The sequence below is a fragment of the Enterobacter sp. B79-1 genome, from assembly GCF_057444735.1.
On record NZ_JBYAZJ010000006.1, the window covers coordinates 139,964 to 160,538 of the forward strand.

Here is a 20,575-nt window from a genome sequence, read left to right on the forward strand (position 1 = left end):
ATGCTATTTTAACTTAGCATTTATCTTACGATGGCAACGAAATCATAATTCAACGTTATGATTTTTAAAAATCCATCTGAGAAACCAATACATCGCAAAGAGCAATTTTAAGTCCCACTTCCATATTTTATTTTCTTTTCTATTTTGAAATGAAAGTCACAATGTAAATCCATAATGGAGAGTAGTTTCCCTCAGTCTATAAAAGGAGATTGAGATGGCTATACCTGTTTACTTATGGCTTGAGGATGATTCAGGCCGGAGGATTTATGGATCTGTCGATGTAAAGGATCGGGAAGGTTCAATAGAAGTGATTGAATTTATGCATTCTATAGAACAGCCTATAGATAAATTCTCTGGAAAAATCACAGCAAAACGCATTTGTAGTACCTATGCATTCATGAAAGAGATTGATTCCTCATCCTCATATCTATACAAAGCCTTGAGCACCGGACAAACGCTAAAAAAGGCAGAGTTTATATTTTACAGAATCAACTATAACGGGCTAGAGGGGGCTTACTTTAAGACTATTTTAGAAAATGCAAGAGTAGTCCAAATTGAACCTATCATGTTTGATATTAAACACCCACAAAATGAACGCTATACACACCATGAATATGTAGATCTGACATATGAAAAAATAACATGGCACTATATTGATGGGAACATCATTCATACTGACACATGGAATGAACGCGCTTAAGGAGAAAGTATGTCCTGGGAATATGATGTAAAAGAGCATAAATTTTATCTGGATGGTGTCTACCAATTTGATGCAGATTATGCAGGTGCAAGTGGTTACAAAAACGATCCGTCACAAGAATGTGTAAAAAACAGCGGACCGCTGCCACGAGGTACCTACACTATTGGGTCCCCTCATAACTCAGCCCACACTGGGAAATATACTCTCAGCCTCACGCCCTACTCGACAAATGATATGTGTGGTAGGGACTCATTTAAAATACATGGTAAAAGCAGTTTGCACCCTGACGACTCTTCAGAGGGCTGCATCATTGCTCCTCTGAGTGCCAGAAGGAGTATCTGGAAAAGCAACGATACGGTATTGATTGTCAAATGAAGCGTTTATTTTGTTTATTGCCATTACTCGTTGCAGTCAGTTCGCACGTCTTAGCAACTGAAATGACCGGTTTCGCGGCCCAGTATTACGATGAAGACGGCTCGCTGACGGAAATTTCTACAGCAATGCCCCTTTCACCGACCATCGCTATAGGCAAGCAAGCCGTACGAATGGAGGTTACTCATCTGTCAGACATCTCCAGCACACCAGTCAACAAAGACAGTTCCGCACGCTGGGTCTGCCTTCATGACGACGAGGATACGAATTACTGGTTCATTTCTGATAACGAGATGGGTGCAGGATTGTTAACTGCGCTAGTAATAGCCAGGGATGGCATCCATCACGAGTGTGCTAAAACAACGGAACCTGTCAGCGTCTCAGTCGCTAATGTTCCATTATTAAATGCGACACATGGGAATTTAGTCGCATTGTTCGGCGAGAAAGAGATAGCCAAAAAGAAAGCGATGCTTTTGTATCAGGAGACGCCAGTACAGAATGGATTCATCCAGAGTAATACGGTCTCTTATTACTTTGATGACGAAAAAGTGCGTGGCGTAATCATCGGGCAAATTACCAGTAACTAGCTTGCAGACTCCCTCTCCAGAGGGAGAGGGTGTTAAACCTGCCCGCCCAACCGCATATGCAGCAGCGGAAACGGATTCCCCTGCCCGTCCAGTTCCGAGCGTCCGACCTGCTCAAACCCCATATGGCGATAAAATCCAACGCCCTGCGGGTTCTGCTCATTCACGTCCACCTCGTTCGCACCGAACGCTGCGATGGCGTGGTTCAGCAGCAATTTCCCGACGCCCTTCCCGCGGCTCGCGTCGTCAACAAACAGCATTTCAATGCGGTTTTCATCCGCGCCTAAAAAGCCGTGAATAACGCCTGCGTCATCGCGAGCAATCACGACCTTGAGATTAGGAAGATAGGCGTTGAGCAATAGCGGGCGCAGCGCCGCAATATCGCTTTCCTGTAAAAAGTGGTGGGTGGCGCGGACGGAGGATTCCCAGATCGCGACCAGACGTTCGAAGTTTGTGGGGAGTGCGGTTTCTATTTTCATGGGGGGATCATTATAGAGCGTGGCGATTAAATCAAGTGTCCAGAAGCATGGAGGCAATAAACTGAAGACCTTAAATGCAGTTATAAACTCTCGTACACCTGAAAGCCGAGAGCGTATCAGGGAAATGGCCCGGAAGTTGGTTCAGGAAACTGGGCAGAAGATAGATCATGACAAGCAAGAATCATCATCAGGGAATGAGAACAAGGAAACGAGTCAATCTTTCATGGCAGTTGTTCGGTTTAACCGAACAACTGAGGAACGGTGAATATTGTAGTGGACTGCTCCCCCTCACCCTAGCCCTCTCCCGGTGGGAGAGGGAACCGATTGTGCGGTTTGTCCCCCCACACAGCTCGCACTAAACCCTAATCTCCATCACCGCGTACACCCCGTCCTTCGGCACCACCACAGTGACGTTTTCCACCGGCACGCCCGCCGCGAGGTGAATATCCTGCAGCTGCTGTAACGACCTCGGGTAAATATCCTCCCAGCCGATCCCCCGCAGCACAAAGTCAATTTGCGGGCTGCTGGTCAGCATGTTCGATACAATCACCGCCCCACCGGGCTTGACCAGCCGCAGCGCGCGCTGTAGAAAAATCACCGAATCGGTATCGTTGAAGTATTCGAAAATCCCCAACGCATCAACCAGTTCGGCCTGATGCTCGCCCAGCTCCAGCAGCAGGTCCTCGTTACGCACCAGCGTATGGAGCAGGTCACGTCTGAGGAGGGTTAGCTGTTCGCCCACCACAATCCCTTCCTGCGCCGCCATGGTTTCGGCCCAACTCAGGGCGACGGCATCTTTATCGACCAGCGTGAGATACACGTGCTGACCATCAAGTTTGGCATTGCGGAGCGCTTCCAGTACCGGGATGGCGGCCCCGCTCGCCAGGCTGACCCAGTTATTTTCACTGTCGTTGTGAATGTATTTCTCCACCAGCGCGGCCAGCACGCGGGCGCGGGAGCGCACGCCGATGGCATCATTGGCGTGGATAAACCACTGGCGACTGTCACTGTCCATTTTCGTCCCTTCAGGGAGACGCTCTTCCAGCGGGTTTTGCACCACAAAAAGTGCCAGCGCAGAGGGAACCAGCCGGGTTCGCCACGCGGTGAGTGCCGGACGGTTGCGAAAGGCTTGTTCGGAATAGCGGTTCTGCGGGACTAGCACCGCCTGGCCGCCCTCTTCCCATTCAACAAAAGGAGGGCGGAGCGCCGGATCGGCTTTCAGTCCCCGATCGATGGCATTTATCTCCCGGACGGTATCGCCTTTCATCGGCCACCGATCGCTGACGTCGGGAAAGGACGCACTGAAAATCGTCATATTTTCCGGTGCATCGCCGCGAAAAGGCTGCCAGTTCATGTCGTCTTTCCTCCGTTAGGCTTTTAACGGAAGTCTATCCAGGCGAGCCAGTAATACCCTACGAAGAAAGCACGATCTTCACTGCTTCACCCACACCAGTTGGTCAACCTGGAAGCCCAGACCGCGCGCGGTGTTCAGATAATCCTGTTTCACCGCATCCGGTATGGTTGGCGTGCGCGACAGGATCCACAGGTAATCGCGGTTCGGGCCGCTGACCAGCGCGTACTGGTACTTATCGTCCAGTTTGATCACGTTATACCCGCCGTAGAACGGGCCGAAGAAGGACACCTTCAGCGCGGCCGTGGTCGGTTCGCCGGTAAAGTAGGCTTTACCCTCGCTCTCATTCCACTTGTTCTTCACCGGGTCGTAGCCGCGGTTAAGCACGCTGATGCCGCCGTCGCTGCGCTTGCCGTAGGTGGCGGTCACCTGCTCCAGACCGCGTTCAAAGCGGTTTTCCAGGCGAGCGACTTCGTACCATTTGCCAAGATAGCGGCTGGCGTCAAAACCGGAAATGGGCTGCACGCCCTTCGGTGGGGTGGGGGATTTACAGGCTACCAGCGTCAGGGCAATGGCAACACCGGTCACAACAGGCCATAGCTTCATGAGAATTCCTTTCATTTGCACGGTTGGAAATTAAGTGTAGTGCACCGCGGCGGCGCTTCATCCCGTCCGCGAAAATTCGTAGTATATTGAGAGTATTCCTCAACTCTGGACACGGACATGGCTTACTCCATCGGCGAATTCGCCAGACTCAGCGGGATCACCGCCACCACGCTGCGGGCCTGGCAGCGGCGCTACGGCTTACTCAAGCCTCAGCGCACGGAGGGCGGCCACCGCCAGTACAGCGATGAGGACGTCCAGCAGGCGCTAAAAATCCTCGACTGGGTAAAAAAAGGCGTCCCGATTGGCCAGGTCAAACCGCTGCTGGAGCGCCCTACGTCGCGCCTGACCAACAACTGGCTCACGCTGCAGCAGACCATGTTACAGCGCCTGCAGGACGGCAAAATCGAGTCCCTGCGCCAGATGATTTACGACGCAGGACGCGAGTACCCAAGACCAGAACTGGTCGCGAACGTGCTGCGTCCGCTGCGCAGTCAGGTGTCGGCAAACGTCGCCGCCGCCATGACCCTGCGGGAGATCCTCGACGGCATCATCATCGCCTACACCTCGTTTTGCCTGGAAGGCGATAAAAAAGCGCCAGGCGACAACATCCTGCTCAGCGGGTGGTACCTGAATGACCCGTGCGAAGTCTGGCTCGAAGCCTTAACCCGCACCGGGCAAGGCCACCGTATCGATATTTTACCCGCGCCGCCCGCCACGCTGGCCCCGGAGATTTTCCCGGACCGCCACTGGCTTCTGGTCACGCGCGGTAAACTCACCGCCGCGCGCAAAAAGCAGATCGAGCAGTGGCAGCAGCAGGTATCGCTTGAAGTGATTATCCTCTAATCATTTTCTCCTGCGGGAATCTTCACGAAAAGTTGAATATTTTCCCGCGCCACAAATGCTAACGTTTTCCTGTGACCGACAACCCCACAGGAAAACACAATGAAAAAAACTGCCTCTCTGCTGATGCTGACCACCCTGGCCTTTGCCCCTGCCGCCTTTAGTGCTCCTGCCGGCACGCTGAGCGTACACATTCTTGACCAGCAAACCGGGATGCCGCCATCGGACGTTACCGTCACGCTGGAAAAACAGCAGCAGGACAAATGGACCCCAATTGCCAGCGGCAAAACTGACCATGACGGCCGCATCAAATCGCTTTATCCGCAGGATCAGGATATGCAGCCCGGCGTCTATAAAGTGACCTTTAAAACCGCAGATTACTTCCACGGGAAGAAGCTGGACACCTTCTTCCCGGAAATCCCGGTGCTGTTCACCGTAACCCGCACCAACGAAAAGCTGCACATCCCTCTCCTGCTGAGCCAGTACGGTTATTCAACTTACAAGGGCAGTTAATCAACATTGATTTTAAAGGGAAATAAAAAATAATTCCGCTAATACTTGGACAAATTAGTCATGTTGTGTAAGTTTTAAAGAGAAGAACGGGAGGACCACACCATGTCAACAAAACCTGTGCTCGGTATTAGCGGATGTTTGACCGGGTCTGCCGTTCGCTTCGACGGCGGACACAAGCGTATGGGCTTTGTCATGGATGAACTGGCCCAGTGGGTGAGTTTCAGGCCCGTCTGCCCGGAAATGGCGATTGGCCTGCCGACGCCACGCCCGGCCATACGCCTGACGCTGACGGACAGCGGCGAAACGCAGCTCCGCTTCAGCAAGCCGCCCCATGATGATATTACGCAGAAAATGGCCGACTTTACGGCGGACTATCTGCCAAAAATCGGCGATCTGTCGGGATTTATCGTCTGCGCGAAATCGCCAAGCTGCGGCATGGAACGCGTGCGGTTGTATGATGAAAACGGCAACCGGGGCCGCAAGGAGGGTGTCGGGCTGTTCACCGCCGCCCTGCTTGAAACCTACCCGTGGCTGCCCGTGGAGGAAGACGGTCGGCTGCACGACCCGGTGCTGCGGGAAAACTTTATCGAGCGGGTATTTGCCCTGCACGAGCTGAACACGCTGCGCGCTAAAGGCCTGACGCGCCGCGCGCTGCTGGATTTCCACAGCCGCTATAAATTGCAGCTGCTGGCGCATCATCAGGCGGGCTACCGCGAGATCGGCCCGTTCGTTGCGTCGCTGCATGAATGGGAAGATCTGGACGCCTTCTTCGTGGCGTACCGCGAAAAGCTGATGACGATCCTGAAAAAGCCCGCCTCACGGAAAAACCACACCAACGTGCTAATGCATATCCAGGGCTATTTCCGTAACCAGCTGAACAGCCGCCAGCGCGTCGAGCTGCGCGATGTGATCCTGCACTATCGCGACGGGCTGCTACCCATCCTCGCGCCGTTGACGCTGCTGAAACACTACATGGCCGAATACCCTGACCGGTATCTGATGACGCAAAACTACTTTGATCCCTATCCTGATGATTTGGGTCTGCGTCTGGCAGTAACCTGACGATAAAAATGCGAAGGCCCGTTTGACCCACAGAGGCCCAAAGCAGTACCCCGTTTAGACGACACCCTCACTGTCGTCTCTTTTTTGCATTCCACACAAAAGACTGTAATTATATACAGGATTGTTACGCAAAAAAGGGACTGCCTGTGATCACCACCCTGCACATTCAAAACTACCGCTCGATTCGCGAAATGTCGCTGGAGCTGGAGCAGCTCAACATCGTCTTTGGCCCAAACGGCACCGGAAAATCCAATATCTACAAAGCGATCCACCTGATGCACAGCGCTGCACAGGGGCAGTTTTCGCAGGCACTGGCGAACGAGGGTGGGATTTTAAAAGTGTTCTGGGCAGGCAAAACCCGCAGCGACCAGCTGCGGCGGATGAATTTGGCCGTTGAAACAGAAACCTACGAATACGAGCTGCAGGTAGGCTTTGTCGAAAAACTGCCTTACCCCTCACAGTTTCAACTCGATCCGGTGATCAAAGAAGAGTCCATCTGGCTGAGCGGCCAGCACCGCCGCCCGTCGTCCCAGCTGATGAAGCGTAAAAATCAGGCCGTATTTCTGAACAACGTGCATCACGAGAAAGTCACCCACAGCGGCACGCTGTATGAGAACGAATCGGTGTTCGGCCAGCTTGGCGAGCCGCATCTTTACCCGGAAGTGTCGCAGACGCGCGAGTCGCTGCGTAACTGGCGCTTTTATCACGAGTTTTCCGTCTCATCCGGCTCGGCCATGCGCGCGCCTCAGGTCGGTTTCCGCTCCCCGGTGCTGGCCAGCGACGGCGCAAACCTGGCGGCGGCGTTTCAGACCATCGTGGAAATTGGCGACGAGCTGCTGCTGATGCGCATCCTCGACCAGGCCTTCCCCGGCTGCGTGTTTTACAGCGACAACACCGGCGGACGTTTTCGCATGATGATGCAGCGCGAAGGGCTGAGCAGACCGCTGGAACCGGCGGAGTTCTCCGACGGCACTCTGCGTTTTCTGTGCCTGGCGGTGGCCTTGCTCAGCCCGCGCCCACCGGCGTTTATCGCGTTGAACGAACCGGAAAACAGCCTGCACCCCCAGATGCTGCCCGCCCTTGCGAGCTTAATCGCCGAGGCCAGCCGCTATTCGCAGATTTGGCTGACCAGCCACTCGCCGGAACTGGCGAATTTAATTGAGAAACAGCGATCGTTTTCGCTTTATCAGCTGTCGATGGTGGAAGGGGAAACGAAGGTGGAGAGGCTGGGGTAAACGCCGGGTGGCGCTACGCTTACCCGGCCTACGAATGAGTCCGAAAGGTCTTCCGCCACTCCGCCGGACTGACCCCAAAACGCGCCTTAAACTGCTGTCGCCAGGTGATGGCGGAATTAAACCCCACCAGTTCAGCCACGCGCTCAATCGGCATATTTCCGGCTTCAAGCAGGATCTGGCTGCGCCGCAGGCGCTCGGCGGTAAGCCAGTCGGCAACGCTCATCCCCGTGGCTTTAATAAAATGACGCGTCAGGGTGCGGCGGCTCATCGAGACCACGTCCGCCAGCGAGTCAAGGCTATGCGGTTCGGTGATGTGCTGCTGTAAATAGTCGATCAGACAGTTAATCCGACCGTCACGGGTATCTTTCGGCACCGGCTGGGCAATAAACTGCGCCTGACCGCCCTCGCGGTGCGGCGGCACAATCATCCGCCGGGCAATCTGGTTGGCGACCACGCTGCCAAAGCGCTGACGAATGATATACAGGCAGCAGTCCAGCGCAGCCGCGGTTCCGGCAGAGGTGATGATATTGCCGTCATTCACGTAGAGGGCATTGATATCCAACTGGACGTGCGGAAAAAGCGACTGGAACTGATGTTCGAACTCCCAGTGGGTGGCAGCGCGCTTGCCGTCGAGAATGCCCGCATAGCCCAGCACAAACGACCCCAGACACAACCCGACGATTTCAGCGCCATTGTCTCTCGCCTTCACCAGGCTATCGATCAACGTCTGGGGCGGGCGTTCCAGGACATGCTGCCAGTAGGGCACGACAACAATATCAGCCTGCTCAATGGCGGAGTAATCCTGCGTAGCATTGAGCGAAAAACCGTCTTTTGATGTCAGAAACCCTGGTTTTTCAGCGCAAATCGTGACATTAAAGCGCTTTTCGCTCGATACCGTATCGCCAAACAAAATGCAGGGAACGGAGTAGTGGAACGGGCTAAACCCGTCCACCGCGACAATGGCAACATGTAATAGTGACATCACTCTCTCCTTCCCTCTGCGGTGCTCAGAATATAACGCTTTCACCATCCTGGGGAATGCTCAACGCATCGCTAAACTGGTTGGCTTCGGCGTATTCACGCAGCGCGCGGCGGGTCAGCAGACAGTGGTTGATGGCCTCCATATGGGTCGCCACAATCTGTGCCTCAGGCAACAGAAAATGCACGTTCAGCACATCCTGCTCGCCCATGATAATGGGGCCAAAACCAATCACATGCGCGTAACCGGCGTTCAGTACCACGACATCCGGCTGGTGTTTTTGCATGTCGGTCGCCACCTCTTCACGCCAGATGGTATCCCCGGCGATATAAAGCGTCTTTTCATCAGGATGACGGAAGACGACGCCGCAGGCCTCGCCCAGGCGCTCCGCCAGGTCCGGCACGGCATAAGCGCGATCGGTTCCGTGCTGGCCGCCGTGGGTTTTCACGATGCTTACGTCATCAAATGCGGTCTCTTCGGTCATCACCGTCAGGTGGGTAAATCCCTGGCTGCGCAGCAGCGCGGCGTCGCTGTCATTTTGTACATAAATCGGTTTGTCTTTGGCGATCAGTGCAATGGCGGTTTGATCCCAATGATCGTCGTGCGTGTGGGTGACAATCACCGCGTCGGCATCGAGCAGCGTAGTAACCTCAACAGGTAGGTCAACGGTCGGGTTACGAATATCTGCATGCGCCGTACCCGGGAAACCCGGGTAAGCCCCTTTCGGCGCGAGCATGGGGTCAACTAAAAAACGTTTTCCCGCGTAGGTAATCAGCTGAGTGGCATTGCGAATCTGAGTAATGTTCATGGGCTATCCTCCGGTGGGTGTGATAAGGAGAATAGCCCGTGACCACGCGTTACGATGTGGGCTAAAGGGCGATGATCGATGGAATTGGGCCAAACTTACCAGCCTGGCACCGCGCCGCCGTTGAAGATCGTTTCGGCCGCTTTTGCCACCTCAGGCGACTGATACGACTGTATGAATTCCTTCACGTTTTCCGCATTTTTATTGTCTTCACGCGTCACGACAATGTTCACATACGGCGAATTTTTATCTTCAATGAAGACGCTGTCATGAACCGGCGACAGGCCGGTTTGCTGGAGGTAGGTGGTACTAATAATGGCGACATCCACCTGCGGATCGTCGAGCACGCGCGGCAGCTGCGCGCCTTCCAGCTCCATAATCTTCAGATTTTTAGGGTTTGCGGTGATATCCAGCGCCGTCGGCAGCAGGCCAACGTCCGGCTTCAGGGCAATCAGCTTCTCTTTTTGCAGCAGCAGCAACGCGCGACCGAGGTTGGTTGGGTCGTTAGGAATGGCAATCGTTGCGCCGTCTTTCAGTTCATTCACCGATTTAATCTTGCGGGAATAGCCAGCCATCGGGAAGACGAAGGTGTTTGCAACGGCAACCAGCTTGTAGCCGTGCGCCTTGTTATCTTCTGCGAGGAACGGGCGGTGCTGGAAGACGTTGGCATCCAGCTCCCCCTGGTTAGTGGCATCGTTGGGCAGCAGCGATCCGCTAAAGCCCACCAGCTCCACGTCCAGACCGTATTTCTCTTTTGCCACCTTTTTAGCGACCTCCGCCACGTCCTGCTCGGCACCGTTAATCACGCCGACCTTAATGTGTTTGCCATCATTGCTGCTTTGGTCACAGCCCGCGAGCAGCAGGCCAGTCAGGAGAAGCGCACCCAGTCGAAGTTTCACGAGACAGTTCCTTTTGTTAGACGTTTTGAAGACTATATCGACAACGCGACGGCGCGCTAAAAAACGAAAAGGAATCAATAAGAAGGATAAGTTATATGCGGCCTATTGCCGGGTGGCGCTGCGCTTACCCGGCCTACGCGCGGGGGTGTTGTAGGCCCGGTTAGCAAAGCGCCACCGAGAGATGGGCATCAGGCTGCGGTAGTCCAGTCCTCTACCCTAAGGTCTTGCACCATCCCAAATGCGCGATCGTTGGTGACAATCGTCGTACCCCGGCTGATGGCATGCGCAGCAATCAACTGGTCGAGATCGCCCATCACCTTCCCTTTCTTTTCCATCACTGCACGAAGCTCGCCGTAGGCGGCTGCGGCTTCACTGTCCCAGTCGCAAATGGTGATGGTTTTTAGAAATTCCACTATGGTTTTGTGCAGTTGGTTGTTTTGCTTTTTGGCTACGCCGTAAAGTAATTCAGCCTCCGTTACGCTTGAAATACACATTTTTTCAGGCGCAATACGCGAATATTGATTTAGAACCTCGGGGTGTTGCCTCACAAGATGGCTTACGATGTTTGTGTCCAGCATATGCAGCATGTTCTACAGCCCTTCCAGAGGATCTCGTGTCGAATAGCTCTGATTACGCTCCTCTTTGCTCAGAAACGAATCCGGCACATGCGTTTGTTTGAGCAAACGCAAAAAGTTGTCCCTGTGTCGCTCTTTTTCCGATCTTGCCGTCAAAACAATATTCCCCTCGTCATCCCGCCGGATGTAAACGCTCTCCGTATCAAACGCAAACTCAGCAGGCAGAACAACAGCCTGCTTTCGCCCTTTTTTGATCAGTTTTGCTGTGCGCTCCATTGTAACCTCTGCTGGTTTATTGGACTGGCCAGAGCATGCGCCACGACGAGAAGGCATGACAACTTCGACGCTTCAATTTCAGAAAGCGACTCGCAAAAAATAACCGAACCGCTAACTTCACGCCTGCCGACGCAGCGGCGCTTCCCGTAAAAACCACGACAGCGCAAACGCCAGCACCATAATCCCTGCCGCCAGCAGGAATACCGCATGAATGGCAGAGCCGAAGGCATCAAGGTAGTCCAGTCTCAGGGCGTCAGGCAGATGGTGGATGGCGGTCGGGTTCAGCTCGCGCGGCAGTTCCGCGCCTTCCGGAAGGCTGTCCATCAGCCCCGATTGCAGAATATTCGTGAACACCGCGCCAAACAGCGCGACGCCGATCGCCCCACCGATGGAGCGGAACAGCGTGACGCCAGAGGTGGCTACGCCGTATTGATCCGCCGACACGCTGTTTTGCACCGCCAGCACCAGCACCTGCATCACCAGTCCCAGCCCCATGCCCAGCACGCTGGTGAATAGATAAAGCTGCCAGGTTGGCGACGTGATTGAAATGCGCGTCAGTAAAAACATCCCCACCACGCCGAGCAGCGTGCCAAGGATCGGGAACAGGCGATATTTCCCGGTACGGCTGATGATCCGCCCGCTGATAATCGAGGTCAGCAGCAGCCCGCCCATTAGCGGAATGAGCTGCAAACCGGCCTGCGTTGGCGTGGCGTCTTTCACCACCTGCAGGTACAGCGGCAGGAAGGTCACTGAGCCAAACAGCGACATGCCGATGATAAAGCCAATCAGGCTGCAGAGCAGGAAGCTGCGGTCGCGGAACAGCGACAGCGGGATGATCGGCTCCCACGCCAGCCGTTCCTCATAGATAAACCCGGCAATGCCCGTCAGGCCAAAGGCCAGAATGCACCACAGCTGCGGGTCGCTCCACGGGCGAACGGTGCCGCCTTCGGTGGTAAACAGGATGATGCACAGCAGCGCCATGCTGAGATAAATCGCCCCCAGATAGTCAATCTCGTGCTTGCTGCGCCGCGCGCTGCCGTGAAATACCGCGCCTATTACCAGCAGCGCAAACAGCCCCAGCGGCAGGTTGATGTAGAAAATCCAGCGCCAGGAGGCGTGCTGGACGATAAACCCGCCAATCAGCGGCCCGATGACCGTCGCCAGGCCAAACACGCCGCCAAACAGCCCCTGATAGCGCCCGCGATCGGCTGGCGGGATCACGTCCGCCACGGCGGCCATACTGATCACCATCAGGCCGCCGCCGCCCAGCCCCTGCAGGGCGCGCATCAGCACCAGCTGGGTCATGTTCTGCGCCAGCCCGCACAGCGCGGAGCCCACGAGGAACAGCACAATGGCGATTTGCAGGACGATTTTACGCCCAAACAGATCGCCGAATTTACCGTACAGCGGCACCACGATGGTGGAGCTGAGGATATAGGCCGTCACTACCCAGGAGAGCTTATCCAGGCCGCCCAACTCACCGACAATGGTAGGCAGCGCGGTAGAGACGATGGTTTGATCAAGCGCAGAAAGCAGCATCACCAGCAGCAGCGCGCTGAACAGCAGCTTAATCGACGGCGCTTTTTGCGCGGGTGGGTTCATGACGTCGGATTCCATAAGAGATCGCTTGAAATTAATTAATCACATAATTAATATTTGTGGAAGTGATGAATAAGATCAAGAGGCACCGTGGTCATGCCAGCATTAAAAGACAATTCTGAACCGCGCCGCCCCGGCCGCCCTCGCGGGGGTAAACGCGTCACCGCCAGCCGCGAACAGCTGCTGGATATCGCCCTGAACCTCTTTTCCCGTCAGGGGATCGCCAATACCTCACTCAACGCCATTGCCAAAGAGGCGGGCGTCACGCCCGCGATGCTGCACTATTACTTCAACTCCCGCGAGCAACTGCTGGATGCGATGATTGAGGAGCGTTTCCTGCCGTTACGCGAGCGGATCGGGACGATTTTCGCCGATAACCGGGATTCGCCGGTGAACGCCCTGACGGAAATGGTTAAAGTGCTGGCCGAACTGGCGGAACAGTATCCCTGGTTTGCACCGCTGTGGATGCAGGAGGTGATTGGCGAAATGCCGGTACTGCGCACCCATCTTCAGGCGCGGTTTGGTGACGAGAAGTATCAGGCGACGCTTGCCACCCTCAAAGGCTGGCAGCAGGAAGGGAAGCTGAATCAGGCGCTGGCACCGGAGCTGCTGTTTACCACCTTGCTGAGCCTGGTGCTGGTGCCGTTTTCACGCATGCGCAATGACGAGAGGCTAAAATCCCTCTCGCCGGAGATTATTGTACGTCATGCGCTTGCCGTAATCGGCACTGGGATCGGCGGTTAAAGCGCCTTTGCCAGATAGTGGCGCTGCATGCCCGCATGGGGGTAATCCTGCAGCGACATCTGTAGCTGATAGCCCTGCTTTTCATAGAACGGGCGTGCCTGGAAGCTGGCCGTATCCACCAGCGCGTGCTTGCAGCCCTGACGTCGGGCTTCATCTTCTGCCGTTTTGATGAGCTTGCTGCCCACGCCGGAGCCGCGCAGGGATTCGCTGACCCAGAGATAGTCAATATTCAGCCAGTCACCTTTGCGCACGCCGATTAATCCGCCCAGCATGGCGCCATTATCGTCACGTACGTAAACGCCAATGTCGCCACTAAAGTTCGACATATCTAAAAACTGCCCGTTATAAGCTCTTAACCCTACAAATAACTCTTCTTTCTCTTCGGGTGTGACTTTTTTAGTAATGCTCAACTGCATATTGTTCTCCTTATTTTCAGCGCAATCTGAATATCTCACAGCTTAACCTTCATAAAAACTCCTTATTTCCTCCATTGTTTAATCCAGGAAATATTCATTCAATATGTAAATAAAAAAAGCCTTTCCAATACGCACCTAAAACGTATAATGAGAACGATCATTCTCACTTTTACACGGTAGCCGACGATGAGCACAAAGCTGGAAGAACGACAAAAATTGCGCCAGGACGAGATCATCACCGCCGCGCGCCGCTGCTTTCGCGCCAGCGGGTTTCACGCCGCCAGCATGTCGCAGATTGCCAGCGAGGCGAAGCTCAGCGTCGGACAAATTTACCGTTATTTCAGTAACAAAGACGCGATTATCGAAGAGATGATCCGCCGCATCATCGACTCGCGCATTGAGGAGATGCAGGGCAAAACGCTGGTTGAAGGGATGCCGCAGGCCCTCGCCTGGCGGCAAACGCTCAACGAGGATGACGATGCGCTGATGCTGGAAATGTCCGCCGAGGCCACGCGTAATCCTCAGGTTGCCGCCATGCTGATCGAAGCCGAATCGCGCATGTTCACCAACGCCTGCGCGCACCTGAAAAAGCAGTTCCCCCACCTGAGCGATGAGCATATTCGCTGCTGCGTGGAGATTACCGCCGTGATGATCGAAGGAACGATTTACCGTCGACTCGCGCCGTTAAAAGTACCGTCAGAACAATTAGAACCTCTTTATCAGGATATTTTAAATATGCTTTTCTCTGCGAAGTAATCGCATATGAATAATTAGCGGGAATAAGTAATTCCCCTTTTTTTACATTTCTGGCTCAGCCAGAGATGCGGTATCGCTGTGCCTTTAAATAGCCCTCCTCCCTGTTAAGCGATTAACAGGGCAGGCATCGTTCACCCTGGAAAAAGATTATGAAAACCATAACAACCTCCATCGCGGCATTACTCCTCCTGACAGGGTGCGATAATGCGCAAACATCTGCTCCCCAGCGTCCTCTTCCGGATGTGGGGATTGTCACGCTCATGAGCCAGCCTGTTTCCGTCGTCAGCGAGCTGACGGGCCGCACCACTGCCGCCATGAGCGCCGAAGTGCGCCCGCAGGTAGGCGGCATTATCCAGAAGCGGCTGTTCACCGAAGGCGATACGGTCAAGGCCGGACAGGCACTGTATCAAATTGACCCTTCCAGCTACCGCGCCGCCTACGATGAAGCCGCCGCGGCGCTAAAGCAGGCGCAGGCGCTGGTGCAGGCCGACTGCCAGAAGGCCCAGCGCTATGCGCAGCTGGTGAAAGATGACGGCGTGTCGCGTCAGGATGCAGAGGACGCGAAGTCCACCTGCGCACAGGACAAGGCCAGCGTCGAGTCAAAGAAGGCCGCGCAGGAAAGCGCGCGCATTAACCTCAACTGGACCACCGTGACCGCACCGATTGCCGGACGTATCGGCATCTCCTCCGTCACCCCCGGCGCGCTGGTGACCGCCCAGCAGGATACCGCCCTCGCCACCATTCGCGGACTGGACAGCATGTACGTCGATCTCACACGTTCCAGCGCCGATCTGCTGCGTTTACGCAAGCAAACCCTTGCCACCAATAGCGATACCCTAAGCGTGTCGTTAATCCTCGAAGACGGCAGCACCTACGGTGAAAAAGGCCGCCTGGCGTTAACCGAAGTGGCGGTGGATGAATCAACCGGCTCCGTCACGCTGCGCGCCGTCTTCCCGAACCCGCAGCATCAGCTCCTGCCGGGGATGTTTGTCCGCGCCAGAGTGGATGAAGGCATCATGAACGACGCGATCCTGGCACCGCAGCAGGGCATCACCCGCGACGCCAAAGGCACCGCTACCGCGCTGGTGGTCAATGCCAGCAACAAGGTCGAGCAGCGTCAGCTGGAAACGGGCGACACCTACGGCGACAAATGGCTGGTGCTGAGCGGCCTGAAGGCGGGCGATAAGCTGATTGTGGAAGGCACCGACAAGGTGACCGCCGGGCAGGAAGTGAAAGCCGAAGAGATGAAAGCCAGTGGAGGAAACGCCTGATGTTTTCCCGTTTCTTCGTGCGTCGCCCGGTCTTTGCCTGGGTTATCGCCATTCTTATCATGCTCGCCGGGATGCTGGCGATCCGCTCGCTGCCGGTCGCGCAGTACCCGGACGTCGCCCCGCCGTCGATCAAGATCTCCGCCACCTACACCGGTGCCTCCGCGCAGACGCTGGAAAACAGCGTGACGCAGGTGATCGAGCAGCAGCTCACCGGGCTGGATAACCTGCTCTACTTCACCTCCACCAGCAGCTCGGACGGGTCGGTAAGCATCAACGTCACCTTCGAACAGGGAACCGATCCGGACACCGCGCAGGTGCAGGTGCAAAACAAGGTTCAGCAGGCGGAATCTCGCCTGCCGACCGAGGTACAGCAGTCCGGCATTACCGTCGAGAAATCGCAGAGCAACTTCCTGCTGATCATGGGCGTGTACGATAAAACCGACGCCGCCAGCAGCTCGGATATCGCCGACTGGCTGGTGAGCAATATGCAGGACCCGCTGGCGCGCGTGGAGGGCGTTGGCAGCCTGCAGGTGTTCGGTGCGGAATACGCGATGCGCATCTGGCTCGACCCGGCGAAGCTGGCGTCCTACTCGCTAATGCCGTCCGACGTGCAGAGCGCGATTGAAGCCCAGAACGTGCAGGTTTCCGCCGGTAAAATCGGCGCGCTGCCCTCGTCAAACGCCCAGCAGCTGACCGCCACCGTCCGCGCCCAGTCGCGCCTGCAGACGGTGGATCAGTTTAAAAATATCATCGTGAAGAGCCAGTCCAACGGTGCGGTGGTGCGCATCAGCGACGTCGCCCGCGTGGAGATGGGCAGCGAAGATTACACCGCCACCGCGAAGCTCAACGGCCACCCGGCGGCGGGTATGGCGGTCATGCTTTCACCGGGTGCGAACGCGCTCAACACTGCCACTGCGGTGAAAGACAAGATTGCCGAGTTCAAAAAGTCGATGCCGAAAGGCTATGACGTGGCCTACCCGAAAGACAGCACCGAGTTCATCAAGATCTCCGTTGAGGACGTGATTCAGACCCTGTTCGAAGCCATTATCCTCGTGGTGGTGGTGATGTACCTGTTCCTGCAAAACATTCGCGCCACGCTGATCCCGGCGCTGGCGGTACCTGTCGTTCTGCTGGGCACCTTCGGCGTGCTGGCGCTGTTCGGCTATTCCATTAACACCCTGACGCTGTTTGCGATGGTGCTGGCGATTGGGCTTTTGGTGGATGACGCCATCGTGGTGGTGGAAAACGTCGAGCGTATTATGCGCGACGAAGGCCTGCCCGCCCGCGAAGCCACCGAAAAATCGATGGGCGAAATCTCCGGTGCGCTGATCGCCATTGCGCTGGTGCTCTCTGCGGTATTCCTGCCGATGGCCTTCTTCGGCGGCTCCACCGGGGTGATTTACCGTCAGTTCTCGGTCACCATCATTTCGGCGATGTTCCTCTCCGTGGTGGTGGCGTTGACCCTGACGCCCGCGCTCTGCGGCTCAATTCTGAGCCACACGACGCCGCACAAAAAGGGCTTCTTCGGCGCGTTTAACCGCTTCTACAGCAGGACCGAGCATGGCTATCAGAACAAGGTGCTGCGGGCCCTGCGCCGCTCGGGCGGCATGCTGGTCATCTACGCCCTGCTCTGCGGCGCGATGGGCTTCGCCATGCTTAAGCTGCCGGGCAGCTTCCTGCCAACGGAAGACCAGGGCGAAATCATGGTGCAGTACACCCTGCCAGCCGGCGCGACGACGGTGCGTACCGCCGAAGTCAGCCGCCAGGTGCGCGAGTGGTTCCTCACCAAAGAGAAAGCCAACACCAACGTGATCTTCACCATTGAAGGCTTCAGCTTCAGCGGCAGCGGCCAGAACGCCGGGATGGCGTTTGTCTCCCTGAAAAACTGGTCAGAGCGTAAAGGCGATGAGAATACCGCGCAGGCCATCGCCCTGCGCGCCACGCAGGAGCTGAGCACCATCCGCGATGCGACCATCTTTGCCATGACGCCGCCTGCGGTGGACGGTCTGGGCCAGAGCAACGGCTTTACCTTTGAGCTGATGGCCAGCGGCGGCACCGACCGCGACGCGCTGTTGAAACTGCGTAACCAGCTGATTGGCGAAGCCAATCAGGACAGTTCGCTGCACGCCGTGCGCGCCAACGATCTGCCGCAAATGCCGCAGCTTCAGGTTGATATCGACAACAACAAGGCCGTGTCGCTGGGGCTGTCCCTGAGCGACGTCACCGACACCCTCTCCAGCGCCTGGGGCGGGACCTACGTGAACGACTTTATCGATCGCGGCCGCGTGAAAAAGGTCTACATCCAGGGCGACAGCGACTATCGCGCCGTGCCGTCGGATCTCAACAAATGGTATGTGCGCGGCAGCGACAGCACCATGACCCCGTTCTCCGCCTTCGCCACCACCCGCTGGGAGTACGGCCCGGAAAGCCTGGTGCGCTACAACGGCTCGGCGGCGTATGAGATTCAGGGCGAAAACGCCAGCGGCGCCAGCTCCGGCACGGCGATGAGCAAAATGGAGCAGCTGGCAAACAGCCTGCCGTCCGGCAGCACCTGGGCGTGGAGCGGTTTGTCGTTGCAGGAAAAACTGGCGAGCGGTCAGGCGATGAGCCTTTATGCCCTTTCCATTCTCGTGGTGTTCCTGTGCCTGGCAGCGCTGTATGAGAGCTGGTCGGTGCCGATTTCGGTCATCATGGTGATCCCGCTTGGCGTGCTGGGCGCGGCCGTCGCCGCATCCCTACGCGGCCTGAACAACGACGTCTACTTCCAGGTGGCGCTGCTGACCACCATCGGCCTGTCGTCGAAGAACGCCATTCTGATTGTGGAATTTGCCGAAGCCAAAGTCGCGGAAGGGTACTCCCTGACGCGCGCCGCGCTGCGTGCCGCTCAGACGCGTCTGCGACCGATCATCATGACCTCGCTGGCGTTTATCGCAGGGGTGACGCCGCTGGCCGTGGCAACCGGGGCAGGTGCCAACAGCCGCGTGGCGATCGGTACCGGCATTATCGGTGGGACGCTGGCCGCGACGTTGCTGGCGATCTTCTTCGTCCCCTTATTCTTTGTACTGGTGAAACGTCTGTTCTCCGGTAAGCACGCAAACCGGAGGTCATAATGTTTCGTGTATCTATTTTAGCGTTAGCCCTGCTGAGCGCAGGCTGTGTGTCGTTAGACCCAACGTATCAACGCCCGGACGCCCCCGTCCCGGCAACCTTACCCGGCGCGCACGGCGAAGCCACCGCCGTGGTGAGCCAGTGGCAGCAGGTGATGAACGACGCGCGGCTGAAAAGCGTGGTGACGATGGCGCTGAACAGCAACCGCGACGTGCAAAAAGCGATTGCGGATATCGACGCCGCCCGCGCCCAGTACGGTGAAACGCGCTCGTCCCTGTTCCCGACGGTGGACGCCGAGCTGAGCCACACCCGCAGCCGCACGTTGGCAAGCGGCGTGACCACCAGCGACGAAGCCAACGGCGCGGTCTCCAGCTTCGAGCTGGATCTGTTTGGCCGCAACCAGAGCCTCTCCCGCGCCGCGCGTGAAACCTGGCTTGCCAGCGAGTTCACCGCGCAGAACACGCGCCTGACGATGGTTAGCGAGCTGACCACGGCCTGGGTAACGCTGGCCGCCGATAACAGCAACCTGGCGCTGGCAAAATCCACGATGGAGAGCGCCGCAAACTCGCTGAAAATTGTGAAGCGCCAGCAGGACGTGGGCGTGGCGGCGGCGACGGACGTCAGTGAAGCGATGGCGGTTTACCAGCAGGCGCGCGCCAGCGTGGCGAGCTACCAGACGCTGGTGATGCAGGACAAAAATGCCCTTAATCTGCTGGCGGGCGATACGGTGCCGGACAACCTGCTGCCCGGCACGCTGGAGAGCCTGAGCGATAATGCCATCACGCTGATCCCGGCGGGCGTCAGCTCCAGCGCGCTGCTGCGTCGCCCGGATATTCAGGAGGCCGAGCATAACCTGCTGAGCGCCAACGCCAACATCGGCGCGGCGCGCGCCAACTTCTTCCCGACCATCTCGCTCACCGCCAGCGCGGGCGTCGGCAGCGATTCGCTCTCCTCCCTGTTCAGCCACGGGATGAAGGTCTGGTCGTTTGCACCGTCCATCACCCTGCCGCTGTTTAGCGGCGGGAACAACCTGGCACAGCTGCGCTACGCGGAAGCGGAGAAGAAGGGGCTGATCGCCACCTACGAGAAAGCCATCCAGAGCGCGTTTAAGGACGTGGCCGACGCGCTGGCGCGGCGTGAAACCCTGAGCGAGCAGCTGGATGCCCAGCGAGAATACGTGGCGGCGGAGCAAAAAACGCTGGATGTGGCAACGCGCAGCTATAAGGCAGGCGCGGGGGATTATCTGACGGTGCTTACCGCGCAGCGGTCGCTGTGGTCGGCGCAGGAATCACTGATTGCGCTGCAGCAAACCGACCTGGAAAACCGCATCACGCTGTGGCAGTCGCTGGGCGGCGGGATTCAGTAACCTCATCGGTGGGCGATTCTCATGCGCAGAAAAGAGAAA

The 20,575-nt window shown here is 56.6% G+C and carries 22 protein-coding genes; 12 read left to right on the forward strand and 10 right to left on the reverse strand.

Features of this window, described 5'->3' with window-relative positions:
- Positions 1–214: 214 nt before the first annotated feature.
- The 3 genes from AC2T6E_RS17125 to AC2T6E_RS17135 are packed head-to-tail and all read left to right on the forward strand — an operon-like array spanning position 215 to position 1,659.
- On the forward strand, positions 215–700 hold the full coding sequence (locus AC2T6E_RS17125) for an Hcp family type VI secretion system effector (protein WP_486692597.1): 486 nt from the start codon (positions 215–217) through the stop codon (positions 698–700).
- Positions 701–709: 9 nt separating this feature from the next.
- A complete protein-coding gene (locus tag AC2T6E_RS17130) occupies positions 710–1,075 on the forward strand; it encodes a tlde1 domain-containing protein (RefSeq protein WP_072051083.1) in 366 nt (121 codons plus the stop codon).
- A complete protein-coding gene (locus tag AC2T6E_RS17135) occupies positions 1,072–1,659 on the forward strand; it encodes a hypothetical protein (RefSeq protein WP_460212865.1) in 588 nt (195 codons plus the stop codon). The genes AC2T6E_RS17130 and AC2T6E_RS17135 overlap by 4 nt, the downstream gene beginning before the upstream one ends.
- A 32-nt stretch (positions 1,660–1,691) precedes the next feature.
- Here AC2T6E_RS17135 and AC2T6E_RS17140 read toward each other — a convergent pair whose 3' ends face one another.
- The 3 genes from AC2T6E_RS17140 to AC2T6E_RS17150 form a co-directional block, all read right to left on the reverse strand.
- Entirely contained in the window at positions 1,692–2,135 is a 444-nt protein-coding gene (locus tag AC2T6E_RS17140; protein WP_486692599.1) for an acetyltransferase, read from the reverse strand.
- Positions 2,136–2,490: 355 nt separating this feature from the next.
- Positions 2,491–3,489 carry a class I SAM-dependent methyltransferase gene (locus AC2T6E_RS17145; protein WP_486692601.1) on the reverse strand — a complete coding sequence of 333 codons (999 nt, stop codon included), beginning with the start codon at positions 3,487–3,489 and terminating at the stop codon, positions 2,491–2,493.
- A gap of 78 nt (positions 3,490–3,567) precedes the next feature.
- Complete coding sequence (locus AC2T6E_RS17150) at positions 3,568–4,092, reverse strand: lipocalin family protein (RefSeq protein ID WP_044069391.1); 525 nt, start codon at positions 4,090–4,092, stop codon at positions 3,568–3,570.
- Positions 4,093–4,209: 117 nt separating this feature from the next.
- On the opposite strand from AC2T6E_RS17150, the gene AC2T6E_RS17155 reads away from it, so the two are divergent.
- The 4 genes from AC2T6E_RS17155 (at position 4,210) to AC2T6E_RS17170 (ending at position 7,742) form a co-directional block, all read left to right on the forward strand.
- Entirely contained in the window at positions 4,210–4,935 is a 726-nt protein-coding gene (locus AC2T6E_RS17155; RefSeq protein WP_126815731.1) for a MerR family transcriptional regulator, read from the forward strand.
- Between the two features lie 99 nt (positions 4,936–5,034).
- The gene (gene uraH / locus AC2T6E_RS17160; RefSeq protein ID WP_174340338.1) at positions 5,035–5,445 is read left to right on the forward strand and encodes a hydroxyisourate hydrolase; all 411 of its coding nucleotides are present in this window, start codon (positions 5,035–5,037) and stop codon (positions 5,443–5,445) included.
- Between the two features lie 102 nt (positions 5,446–5,547).
- Positions 5,548–6,507 carry a YbgA family protein gene (locus AC2T6E_RS17165; RefSeq protein WP_174340337.1) on the forward strand — a complete coding sequence of 320 codons (960 nt, stop codon included), beginning with the start codon at positions 5,548–5,550 and terminating at the stop codon, positions 6,505–6,507.
- A 146-nt stretch (positions 6,508–6,653) separates the two neighbouring features.
- Positions 6,654–7,742, forward strand: coding sequence for an AAA family ATPase (locus AC2T6E_RS17170; RefSeq protein ID WP_486692605.1), 1,089 nt, complete (start codon positions 6,654–6,656; stop codon positions 7,740–7,742).
- A gap of 28 nt (positions 7,743–7,770) precedes the next feature.
- On the opposite strand, the gene AC2T6E_RS17175 is transcribed toward AC2T6E_RS17170, so the two are convergent.
- From AC2T6E_RS17175 to AC2T6E_RS17200, 6 genes are all read right to left on the reverse strand, one after another.
- Complete coding sequence (locus tag AC2T6E_RS17175) at positions 7,771–8,724, reverse strand: GlxA family transcriptional regulator (RefSeq protein WP_486692607.1); 954 nt, start codon at positions 8,722–8,724, stop codon at positions 7,771–7,773.
- A 25-nt stretch (positions 8,725–8,749) separates the two neighbouring features.
- Positions 8,750–9,529 carry an MBL fold metallo-hydrolase gene (locus AC2T6E_RS17180; protein WP_108417273.1) on the reverse strand — a complete coding sequence of 260 codons (780 nt, stop codon included), beginning with the start codon at positions 9,527–9,529 and terminating at the stop codon, positions 8,750–8,752.
- Positions 9,530–9,624: 95 nt separating this feature from the next.
- Positions 9,625–10,425, reverse strand: a complete 801-nt coding sequence (gene nlpA, locus AC2T6E_RS17185; RefSeq protein WP_486692609.1) for a lipoprotein NlpA — start codon at positions 10,423–10,425, stop codon at positions 9,625–9,627.
- Positions 10,426–10,613: 188 nt separating this feature from the next.
- Positions 10,614–11,012: a type II toxin-antitoxin system VapC family toxin gene (locus AC2T6E_RS17190; RefSeq protein WP_174340333.1), complete on the reverse strand. Its 399-nt coding sequence runs from the start codon at positions 11,010–11,012 to the stop codon at positions 10,614–10,616.
- Positions 11,013–11,015: 3 nt separating this feature from the next.
- Positions 11,016–11,276, reverse strand: coding sequence for an antitoxin (locus tag AC2T6E_RS17195; protein WP_108417271.1), 261 nt, complete (start codon positions 11,274–11,276; stop codon positions 11,016–11,018).
- 117 nt (positions 11,277–11,393) lie between these two features.
- Positions 11,394–12,893 carry an MDR family MFS transporter gene (locus AC2T6E_RS17200; protein ID WP_089598299.1) on the reverse strand — a complete coding sequence of 500 codons (1,500 nt, stop codon included), beginning with the start codon at positions 12,891–12,893 and terminating at the stop codon, positions 11,394–11,396.
- 78 nt (positions 12,894–12,971) lie between these two features.
- Between AC2T6E_RS17200 and AC2T6E_RS17205 the strand changes: the two genes are divergently transcribed.
- Positions 12,972–13,619 carry a TetR/AcrR family transcriptional regulator gene (locus tag AC2T6E_RS17205; protein ID WP_089598300.1) on the forward strand — a complete coding sequence of 216 codons (648 nt, stop codon included), beginning with the start codon at positions 12,972–12,974 and terminating at the stop codon, positions 13,617–13,619.
- Here the strand turns inward: AC2T6E_RS17205 and AC2T6E_RS17210 are convergent.
- Positions 13,616–14,035 (reverse strand): GNAT family N-acetyltransferase, encoded by a 420-nt coding sequence (locus AC2T6E_RS17210; protein WP_108417268.1) that lies wholly within the window; start codon positions 14,033–14,035, stop codon positions 13,616–13,618. The genes AC2T6E_RS17205 and AC2T6E_RS17210 overlap by 4 nt on opposite strands.
- Positions 14,036–14,221: 186 nt before the next feature.
- Here AC2T6E_RS17210 and AC2T6E_RS17215 point away from each other — a divergent pair, with 186 nt between their 5' ends.
- The 4 genes from AC2T6E_RS17215 to AC2T6E_RS17230 all read left to right on the forward strand — a co-directional run bounded on the left by AC2T6E_RS17215 (position 14,222) and on the right by AC2T6E_RS17230 (position 20,536).
- Complete coding sequence (locus AC2T6E_RS17215; protein WP_010426497.1) at positions 14,222–14,791, forward strand: TetR/AcrR family transcriptional regulator; 570 nt, start codon at positions 14,222–14,224, stop codon at positions 14,789–14,791.
- 149 nt (positions 14,792–14,940) lie between these two features.
- The gene (locus tag AC2T6E_RS17220) at positions 14,941–16,062 is read left to right on the forward strand and encodes an efflux RND transporter periplasmic adaptor subunit (RefSeq protein ID WP_029484915.1); all 1,122 of its coding nucleotides are present in this window, start codon (positions 14,941–14,943) and stop codon (positions 16,060–16,062) included.
- Positions 16,062–19,172, forward strand: coding sequence for an efflux RND transporter permease subunit (locus AC2T6E_RS17225; RefSeq protein ID WP_486692614.1), 3,111 nt, complete (start codon positions 16,062–16,064; stop codon positions 19,170–19,172). The genes AC2T6E_RS17220 and AC2T6E_RS17225 overlap by 1 nt, the downstream gene beginning before the upstream one ends.
- Positions 19,172–20,536: an efflux transporter outer membrane subunit gene (locus AC2T6E_RS17230; protein ID WP_212474349.1), complete on the forward strand. Its 1,365-nt coding sequence runs from the start codon at positions 19,172–19,174 to the stop codon at positions 20,534–20,536. Before AC2T6E_RS17225 ends, AC2T6E_RS17230 begins: the two co-directional genes overlap by 1 nt.
- The last annotated feature ends 39 nt before the right edge of the window (positions 20,537–20,575 follow it).